This window comes from Idiomarina sp. UBA4206 (assembly GCF_002383015.1).
Classification (GTDB): domain Bacteria; phylum Pseudomonadota; class Gammaproteobacteria; order Enterobacterales; family Alteromonadaceae; genus Idiomarina; species Idiomarina abyssalis.
In genome coordinates, this window is record NZ_DFTS01000041.1 from 11,302 (window position 1) to 21,255 (window position 9,954).

Below are 9,954 nucleotides of genomic sequence, written 5' to 3' on the forward strand. Positions count from 1 at the left end.
GATCGGCGACGGCTCTCCTGACGGAAGTTTTTAATTTGTGTCCATAAAGCCTGTGGCTCGTTGACCCCTTCACTTTCCAGAATCTCTATCGCCGCATCATCATCCAGCATGTCCTGCCATAAAACCTGCAAGCTCTGCTCATCTTCGTCATCTTCGGACTCATCCCCAACTACCTGCCGAAATTCACTATGAATGCGGGCCATACATTGATCAATTTTATCTTGCAGCTCTTGCCAATTCGGCTCATCTAACATAGCGCATAAGCGCGCTCGACCCAGCTCATCTGACGGTAATTGCTGAGTTTGTTGGTCATCTATTTGCTGCAGACGATGCTCTATAACACGCAAATATTCATAGTCATCTAATAACTGACTGGCTTGCTTCTGATCAATTAAGTCTAACTCAGTCAGTTCATTCATCGCTTTATAAACCGAGCGTGTCTGCAGGGATTTTTCCTGTCCCCCGCGAATAAGCTGATGTGCCTGAACAATGAACTCGACTTCTCTGATGCCACCGGCACCCAGCTTTATATTATTTTTCACGCCCTGGCGCCGAGTTTCCTGCGTAATAAGAAGCTTCATTTTACGCAAGGCTTCAATCGCACCAAAATCAATGTAGCGACGATAAACGAAGGGTCGTATTAATTGCTGAAATGCCTGCTGGTATTGTTCATCTGCGCCTATCATCCGGGCTTTTACCATAGCGTAACGCTCCCAGTCACGCCCTTGCTCCTGATAATAATGCTCTAACGCGTTAACACTGGTCACTAAAGGACCCGACTGGCCAAAAGGCCGAAGCCTCATATCAACCCGGAAAACCTGGCCGTCGGCGGTCGTTTCATCGAGTAAACCAATAAGCGACTGCGCCAATCGTTTATAAAAAACACCATGCTCTAAGTTACGGCCCGGTCCCTGAGTCTCACCTTGCTCAGGGAACGCAAAAATAAGATCGATATCCGACGAAAAATTTAATTCTCTTCCGCCCAGTTTTCCCATGCCAATAATCAACAGCGGCAAGAGGTTGCCTTCGGCATCAAGCGGCTTACCATGACGGTTAATATAACGCTCGAACAGCCAACTTAAGCTTTCGCTGATTGCAGCGTCAGCAATAGCACTATAGTGAGCCAGAGACTCTTTTAGAGAAAGTTGCTGTAAAATATCAGCGGCGGCCAGCTTTGCCATCCAGCAATGACGCAATTGCCGAAGGCACTTTTTGGCGTCCTCTTCACTATTTAAAGGTTCTAACGCCTCTGCAATATGCGCTTCATAGCCGCTCACGTCGGGCATCTGAATGGCTGTCTTACTAGCAACAAAAAGCTCAGTGACCAATTGCTCGGGATAACTTTCTGCTACACGGCCTATGAATGGGCTTACAGCAAATAAAGACCTTAGCAGTTGCTGCTGTTCATTGTTTAACAGGGAACCGGAAGCAACATCCTGGTAGCGTTGCCAGGCGGCCTCACTCTCTTTAAGTAATTCTTTGCCGGGAGTCAGCATAGCTACCTTAATTCATCCAATAGGGTTCACGTTTCAGAGCTGCTTTTCGCGAATACTCCAGCGCTTTCAACAAGGATTCTCGCTGCACCTTTTGCCATTCCATTAACTTTTCATCAATTTCGTCGTCACGTTCTTTGATACGCTCATGCAAAATATGCAGGGCCGTAATTTCGCGGATGCCTCTTGCTAAATCTTGCCACGGCAAACGGAATTTTTCCCTTAAGTCAGGATCAAACAAATGACCGAAGCACGTCCCCATAAGCAAGCTGTTTTGCAAGGGTGTCAGCAATTTCAGATAGCCTTCTTCATTTAATCTTTCGTGCTCTGAAAAAGCCGTCTGCACGAGTTGCCAGTCACTTTTCAATAGCTGGCTGCTCCAGGGCAAAACTGGCTGCTCTAACTCTTCGGTCATTTCTTCTTTGAAAAGAAATTCAGACAGTTCCAGTAGCGTTCTCTGATAGCTGACTGAGTGAACCAGCTCCGAAACTTCCGTCAGCCTTATCACATCCTCCTGGCTATTAAGCAGCGACTCATAAAGCTTGTTATAGCGCTTAAGCGCACGATGATAAGCGCCATCTTCAGCGGTTAATTCGTCCAGCCCTTCAAAACGTTTTAACCACTGCAGCTTCGACATTATTTGCGAGATATTGGTCAGTAACCGGCGCTCTCCTATACCATTTTCAATCAGCTGCTCCAGTACAACCTGCACCATTTGAATACCATCTGCCATGCCCTGCACGGCTCTTACACTGGGCTGAAACTCCAGACAGGCTTCATTGTGCTGCCAATGACGTAGCCCGGATTCTAACGACCGATATAATGCCTGACCGACATTATATTCCGACTTTAGCGGTACGTAATGCATCTGCGTAAATGGTTCAAGCAGGCTTTTCCCTGCTAATAAGTAACCTCTTGCAGCTTTACTGAGCGAGCCTACTCTCGCACCCGCTTTTTTAACCAGTTCATTTGCCAGTCGATAGGCCTCAGTTAAAGACCCCTTTTGCACTTCAAGCTCAATTTCAGCTATCGGCTCACGTTGCTCCCCGGACTCAATATAGCCATCATCAAAAACCATCTCGATAACACCTTCACCACTGGGAAGTCGCCATTGAGTGCGCATAAAGTCAGTCACAAATAGGGTATCTAAGTCTCGCTGGATATCGTATACCGGGAAGTCATCCGGCCATATTTCGTTGTCAAATAAGGTTAAGTCAGGCTTGTCCTTGTCAACATTAACATTGTACTCGGGCCTTTGATGCATGCCGCCCATAACCCGGCCAGCCAATTTGATTGTTTGCTCTTTATGATCTTTATAGCTACGTATCCGTAATCCAATATCGAACTGACGTAAACGCAAATCGGATGTGTCAAAGTAAGCGTTTGTAAGTTCAAACTGCTCTTTATTGGGCTTAGCCTGATTAGCATCCGCCAACGACTGGCAGACTTCGAGTGCTTTTTCTCGTTGTTCAGGAGCAATCAGTAATTTGAGCTCAACTTCTTGTGACATAAATCGATTCCGATGCGTTTAATAAGTTAGATTAAAGGTACTGGCTTGGCGGCTAACGGTCAACAAACACGGGCATTTAGTTCACTTGACACTAAGGGTGAAAAGTTGCAACGTGAGATCCGACCATAAAGGGTCTTTACCAGCGCAATAATAAGCTTATACTTGCGCTGATTCCCAACATTGGGGAAGCACGCCGAGCTTCGGCCTGGCTATACAGGAGATGCTATGTTCAAAGCGAGTGAGGTGCTATCCAAACAGCATCAGGCTGAGGACTTAAAGTCCTTACAGCAGGCAATTACTGACAATTATATTGTTGACGAAGACCAATATATGCGTGAGCTACTGCCGCTGGTTCCTGCCGATGATGAAACGGTTAGCGCAGTTACCGAGCGCGCAGCTAAATTAGTTGAGCAAGTGAGGGAACGGGCAGATAACGGCGTTGTTGACGCCTTTTTGCAAGAGTACAGCCTGGATACTAAAGAAGGTATCATTTTAATGTGTCTTGCCGAGGCACTATTACGTATACCCGATGGTTATACAGCAGACGCATTAATTCAGGACAAACTTTCCGGCGGCGACTGGCAAAAGCACATGGGCCAGAGCGCCTCATGGTTAGTCAATTCCGGTACCTGGGGTCTGGCACTGACAAACAGTGTAACGAACCCCACCGGCAAGCCAATGGAAACACCACGCGGTGCTTTTCGACGCCTTATCCGTAAGCTCGGCAAGCCGGTCATTCGCAAGGCGACGTACACCGCCATGCAAATTATGGGTAAGCAGTTTGTGCTGGGACGCAGCATTGAGGAAGCCCTGAAAGAAAGTCGCGACAACCGCGATAAAGGTTATACTCACGCTTACGACATGCTTGGTGAAGCCGCATTAACGATGAAAGATGCGAACTACTACAAGCAGCAGTACGTCAACTCAATTAAGACCATTACCAAAGAAGAATTTAATAACCCGGATGCACCACGACCGACCATTTCAATCAAGTTGTCGGCATTGCATCCCCGCTATGAATCGGCCAACCACGAACGCGTACTGACTGAGCTTGCCACCACCTTAACTGACTTGGTTAAGCTGGCAAAAGAAGCTGATGTTGGTGTGACCATTGATGCCGAAGAGGCCGACCGCCATGAGCTGTCACTGGAGTTATTTGAAAAAGTCTATCGCAGCGGTGTTTGCAAAGGCTGGCCTCGATTTGGTCTGGTGGTCCAGGCCTATTCAAAACGTGCCCTGCCAACTTTATGTTGGATAACAGCTCTGGCCAAAGAGTGTGGCGACGAAATACCGGTACGCCTCGTTAAAGGCGCCTATTGGGATAACGAAATTAAGTGGACTCAGGAAAACGGTCTGCTCGNNCGGCTACCCTGTATTTACCCGCAAGTCTCATAGTGATATTTCTTATCTGGCCTGCGCACGCTATTTGTTAAGTGACGATACCGACGGAGCTATTTATCCGCAGTTTGCTACTCACAATGCGCAAACCTTTGTGGCCATTGAACAAATGAACGAAACCCATAAGCGGCGCATTGAATATCAACGCTTACACGGCATGGGTGACAGCTTATACGACACCATAATGGAGCAGAATCCGGGCATGGTTGTTCGCATTTACGCGCCAGTTGGCCCGCACAAAGATTTGCTGCCGTATTTAGTTCGTCGTCTGTTAGAAAACGGTGCTAACTCGTCGTTTGTTCACAAGCTGTTAGATTCAGATACGCCAGTCAATGAGCTGGTTGAACACCCCATGAAAACAGCTTCAGGTTACGAAAAGTACGCAAACAGCAAAATTCCACTTCCCCCTCAAATGTATGGGGATCGCACAAATTCGTTAGGATTGAATATGAATATTCACTCACAAGCAGATGATTTTATTGCAGCGGTTCAACAGTACCGCGACAAACAGTGGCAAGGCGGTCCCATCGTTGATGGAAAAACCGTTGAAACCGACCACCATGTCAGTATTACCAGCCCTCAGGAAACAGCTAAACAGGCTGGCCGCATTTACTGGGGCGATAAAAAGCTTTCCGAGAAAGCGCTACAAAGCGCCAACGCCGCCTACAAATCCTGGCGCGACGTGCCGACCGAAGAGCGTGCACAATGCCTGGAAAAATTCGCGGATCTAATGGAAGCTAACCGTAACGAACTGATCGCTTTATGTTCAGTCGAAGCGGGCAAAGGCTTACAGGATGGTATCGACGAAGTTCGCGAAGCCGTAGACTTCTGTCGCTATTACGCCAACCAGGCCCGTGAGCTCATGGGTAAACCCATTCAGTTGCCAGGACCAACAGGCGAAGACAACGAGCTATTCGTTGAAGGTCGAGGCACCTTTATCTGTATCAGCCCATGGAACTTCCCATTAGCAATTTTCGTCGGTCAGGTTGCGGCAGCGTTAGTTACCGGTAACTCAGTTATTGCCAAACCAGCAGAGCAGACGGGGTTAATTGCCTACCGCGCGGTGCAGTTAGCTTTAGAAGCTGGCATTCCGGGCAACGTATTGCACTTTATGCCGGGTAGTGGTGCCGAGGTCGGCAGCTACTTAACCAGTCAGGAAGATATTGGTGGTGTTTGCTTTACCGGTTCAACTTATACAGCTCAGGCAATTAACCGTGCATTAGCGGCACGAACAGGCCCAATCGTCCCTCTGGTAGCGGAAACCGGTGGACAGAACGCCATGATGGTTGACTCAACCGCTCTGCCAGAGCAAGTTGTCACCGACGTAGTTGCCAGCGCCTTCCAGAGCGCCGGACAACGCTGTTCAGCTCTGCGCGTTCTCTTTGTGCAGGACGACGTGGCTGATCGTATTATCGACTTGCTACGCGGTGCTATGGAAGAATTGCAGGTTGGCGACCCATTACTGCATGAAACCGATGTCGGTCCGGTTATTGATGGTATCGCCAAAACCAACCTGGAACAGCACATTTCTGACATTCAGCAGGCGGGACGCTTAATTGCGCGCGCACCTCTGCCTGATTATGCTATGGGTGGCACCTTTGTCGCACCTACGGCGATAGAAATTGACAGTATTAGCCAACTGGTAAAAGAAAACTTTGGCCCAATACTGCACGTGATACGCTATAAAACCAGCGAAATTGATGAGGTTATTGATAGCATCAACAATACCGGCTTCGGTTTAACCTTTGGCATTCACAGCCGGAACGAAACCTTTGCATACGATGTTGCAAGCCGAATCGATGTGGGTAACGTCTACATTAACCGTAACCAGATAGGCGCAATTGTCGGCGTGCAACCATTCGGTGGTCGCGGCATGTCTGGTACCGGGCCTAAGGCTGGTGGTCCACATTACCTTACCCGTTTCGTCACCGAAAAAACACGCAGTGATAACATTACTGCTGTTGGTGGTAACGCAACGTTATTGTCTTTAGACGATTAAAAGCAAAGTAAGGTACAAAAAAGCCAGCGAGAAATCGCTGGCTTTTTATTTTACTCTTCGTAATTTTTCAATTCTATTTGGTAATCATCCAACTGCTGCCTGAGGCTATCATTAAAAACGATAATAATTTCCTGCCGGCGTCCTTTTTCATCAGCAAAGCTCAACCCGGCCAAGTCTTTCTCGTACCGGTGTAATACCGGTGGTTTATCGAGCTGATAAGTTCTTGGTGGCAAAATCAGGCGCTTTTCTGTCAATTCAAGGTCACGATAAAACGCAGCCGGCTGCAATGGCCTGAATTTCACGACAATCGTCATAACAATCGCCATGGTCAGCAATGCGCCCGTGATGATAATCCACAGGGGAACTCCATCACCAATATAAATTGCCATCCATATCGCTAAAAAGAAGCCGCCCCACGCTTGGGGGCGGCGACTGTCACGATAGAACGTCAGTGCTGTTTCTTGTGATTTTTCGTTTTTAGAAGTCATCGTCACTATGTAAATAAAGGCTTTCGCTACCGTCTTTTATCGCTAAAGCCAGGCTATGAATACGTGGCAGAATACGCGCAAAATAGAAGCGGGCCGTTTTTGTTTTGGTTGCCAAATAGGGTTTCTCGCTTACCAGTGGCTCAGCTGCTATCGCCATCTTCAACCACAAGTAAGCGTAAGAAACATAACCCACCAGATGCAGATACTCAACCGCTACGCTGTTAACAAGGTTCTCATCGCCCGCGGCCTTTTGCAGTACTTCCTCGCTGACACCATTCAGTATATTCAGCGCCTGCTGCAATTGCTCACGCTGCTGGATCCATTCATTGCCGGTCGCCGTTTCATCCAGAAAGCTCTGAATTTCTTCATTAAACGGCTGCAATAGTTTGCCTTGCGAACCAAACACTTTACGACCCAATAAGTCCAGTGCCTGAATACCGTTTGTGCCCTCATAAATTTGCGCTATACGAGTATCACGAACCAACTGCTCCTGACCCCACTCCCGCACGTAACCATGGCCACCAAAAACCTGCTGCCCGTGAATCGTGCACTCGAGTCCGGTGTCAGTTAAAAAGGCTTTAGCGACAGGTGTCAGTAACGCGACCATCGCATCTGCTTTTTGTCTAACCTGCTCATCTTCGGCGTATTTCGAGCGGTCGAGCTGCTGACCCACCCAGGTTGAGAACGCGCGACCGCCTTCAGTAAGCGACTTCATGGTCAGCAACATACGGCGCACATCGCCGTGCACTAAAATTGAATCGGCTTCGGCCTGGTCGTTGCGAGTTGCTTTAGCGCCTCGTCCCTGAATGCGATCTTTAGCGTATTCCAAAGCATTCTGGTACGAACGCTCTGCAGCTCCAAGCCCTTGAATGCCAACTCCCAGACGCTCGTAGTTCATCATGGTGAACATAGCGGGCAGCCCGCGATGCGGCTCACCGACCAGCCAGCCTTTTGCGCCGTCAAAATTCATGACGCAGGTGGCTGACCCATGAATACCCATCTTATGTTCAATTGAGCCACAGCTAACAGCGTTACGCTCGGTCAGGTTGCCTTGTTCATCAGACAAAAACTTAGGCACCACAAACAACGAAATGCCTTTTGTACCTGCCGGAGCATCAGGTAATTTGGCCAACACTAAATGAACGATATTCTCCGCTAAATCGTGTTCGCCACCGGTGATAAATATCTTAGTACCGCTGATAGAAAAACTGCCGTCCTCAGCTGGTATCGCTTTACTGCGAATAATACCTAAATCTGTTCCGGCATGAGATTCTGTCAGGCACATAGTGCCTGTCCACTCACCTGAAACCATGCGCGGTAGATAATGATTCTTCAGTTCGTCACTACCATGCGAGTTAATTGCCATAATAGCGCCGGAGGTTAAGCCCGGGTAAAGAGAAAAGGCGATATCGGCGCTACAAAGCATTTCTTCGTATTGAGCAGACAGAGACTTAGGTAACCCCATGCCGCCAAAGTCCGGGTTAGCTGTTACGCCAACCCAGCCGCCTTCAGCTAACTGGCGAAAGTTCTCTTTGTAGCCTTTAGGAGTTGTTACTACCCCATCTGCAAATTTAACACCTTCCTCGTCGGCTTCACGGGCCAGCGGCGCTACTAAGTTTTCAGCAACCTTGGCACCTTCATCCAAAATAGCACCGGCAGTTTCAACATCCATCATGTCGGCAAGTTCAGGGGTTTGCTGCCAGTCGTCGGCAACTCGGAATACATCGTGCAGGACAAAGTCCATATCGTCGCGGGGAGCTCTGTAGTCAGCCATATCATTACCTCTTGTATGAATCACACGGGCATTCAAACAAATAATTCAAACGCCTGTTTAAACTTTATCGCACAAGAGTATGAATCCCTTTGCGGGATGTCAATAATTTCTACGGTTGCCAGTCTTCTAAAGCGGCTTGTGAGAATGCTTGTGAATCCATCACCAACACCACTTTCTGCGGCTCTATTCTCAGAATAGTCAATTGATTCAGCGCATCGCCCTCGTATAGTCGCTGGCCATTGAGTTCAATCCATCGCTGGGACGCACTGGAACGGTACATATGGCTATCGTAGCTAAAGGCTGGCACCTGTCGCTGAAATGAACGCGAAAGCTCACCTAGTGGCGGAATAACGCTTGTATCGGCATTATCATTATTGTTACTACCGGTATCATTCACTGCGGCTTCAAAACGCTCTAACAAGTCGGGCGACACGGCAGATAAATCGAGAGCTTCACGCTGTGGTTCTGTTTGTTCGGGTTGAGATGCGTCCGTGGAAGCTGGCTCTGGCAACTCTGAGCTCTTAGCAACCTCTACTGTTTCTTCTTGCGGTTCAGCATCCCAGCTTATCGCTTCAACGGTTTCGGTTTTCCCCCAACTAAAGCGCTCCGCCGCAACAGTTTCAGGCTCTGGTTCTTTCGCAAGCCACTGAGCGGTTCCTGCCCCCAGCACTCCCCCTGCAACAATTATTGCGGGCCATATTAGCCACCCCCAACGTCGGGTACTATTGTCGGTAGCCATTAAAGACGCGTCTAATATTGACCGTTGCTTTAATAGCGGCGACTGCTGTTGCTTTAATGCTTTTAATAAGGAGGACATGACTAACTCTCTTTACTCGCTCTTTTATTCAATCTGGGCCCAAAATCTGAAGCTCTTGAGGCCAGCCATGCCATCGTTGCTTCATCCAACTTGCCGGTCACGCGAAGTCCCTGGCTCTTTTGCAACGCTTTAAACTGCTCCTCAGATGACTTTTTTTGCCATTCTGAACTTACATGTTCGCGCACTTGTTCACGCACCCACTGTTCTTTTTCATCTGGACTGTCTGCCAGCGGTTTCTGGTACAAAATTAAAAAGGCACCATTCCAGCCGTTAGTGTCTAAAGCCGTACCATCGGTAACCAGATTCGCCATTTTGTCGCGTTTATAAAGTAAGGCCGGGTAATTAATACTGCGCAACTGTTGCAGGCTTTGCCGTAACTCCAGGCAAGCAAGGTCATATTGTTCTACCCACTTGCAAAAATCGGTGTCTAACGGAGGCTCTGGTAAACCCCATACACTGGCCAGCTCTTGCGCGC

Annotated in this window: 6 protein-coding genes and 1 pseudogene; 1 reads left to right on the forward strand and 6 read right to left on the reverse strand. The window is 48.3% G+C overall.

The window, feature by feature from the left end:
* Positions 1-1,496, reverse strand: a 1,496-nt coding sequence (gene glnE, locus B3180_RS08710) for a bifunctional [glutamate--ammonia ligase]-adenylyl-L-tyrosine phosphorylase/[glutamate--ammonia-ligase] adenylyltransferase (protein WP_286844056.1), incomplete at its 3' end; no start/stop codon positions are given.
* A gap of 7 nt (positions 1,497-1,503) precedes the next feature.
* Entirely contained in the window at positions 1,504-3,003 is a 1,500-nt protein-coding gene (locus B3180_RS08715) for an inorganic triphosphatase (protein ID WP_273022115.1), read from the reverse strand.
* A 225-nt stretch (positions 3,004-3,228) separates the two neighbouring features.
* Here B3180_RS08715 and putA point away from each other — a divergent pair.
* Positions 3,229-6,400, forward strand: a pseudogene (putA, locus tag B3180_RS08720) (bifunctional proline dehydrogenase/L-glutamate gamma-semialdehyde dehydrogenase PutA).
* 50 nt (positions 6,401-6,450) lie between these two features.
* Here the strand turns inward: putA and B3180_RS08725 are convergent.
* From B3180_RS08725 to B3180_RS08740, 4 genes are all read right to left on the reverse strand, one after another.
* Positions 6,451-6,888, reverse strand: coding sequence for a hypothetical protein (locus tag B3180_RS08725; RefSeq protein ID WP_286844058.1), 438 nt, complete (start codon positions 6,886-6,888; stop codon positions 6,451-6,453).
* The gene (locus B3180_RS08730) at positions 6,878-8,662 is read right to left on the reverse strand and encodes an acyl-CoA dehydrogenase C-terminal domain-containing protein (protein ID WP_273022118.1); all 1,785 of its coding nucleotides are present in this window, start codon (positions 8,660-8,662) and stop codon (positions 6,878-6,880) included. The genes B3180_RS08725 and B3180_RS08730 overlap by 11 nt, the downstream gene beginning before the upstream one ends.
* 109 nt (positions 8,663-8,771) lie before the next feature.
* Complete coding sequence (locus tag B3180_RS08735; RefSeq protein ID WP_273022120.1) at positions 8,772-9,479, reverse strand: general secretion pathway protein GspB; 708 nt, start codon at positions 9,477-9,479, stop codon at positions 8,772-8,774.
* 2 nt (positions 9,480-9,481) lie between these two features.
* Positions 9,482-9,954: peptidoglycan-binding domain-containing protein (locus B3180_RS08740; protein WP_286844061.1), on the reverse strand; the 473-nt coding region annotated here is incomplete at its 5' end.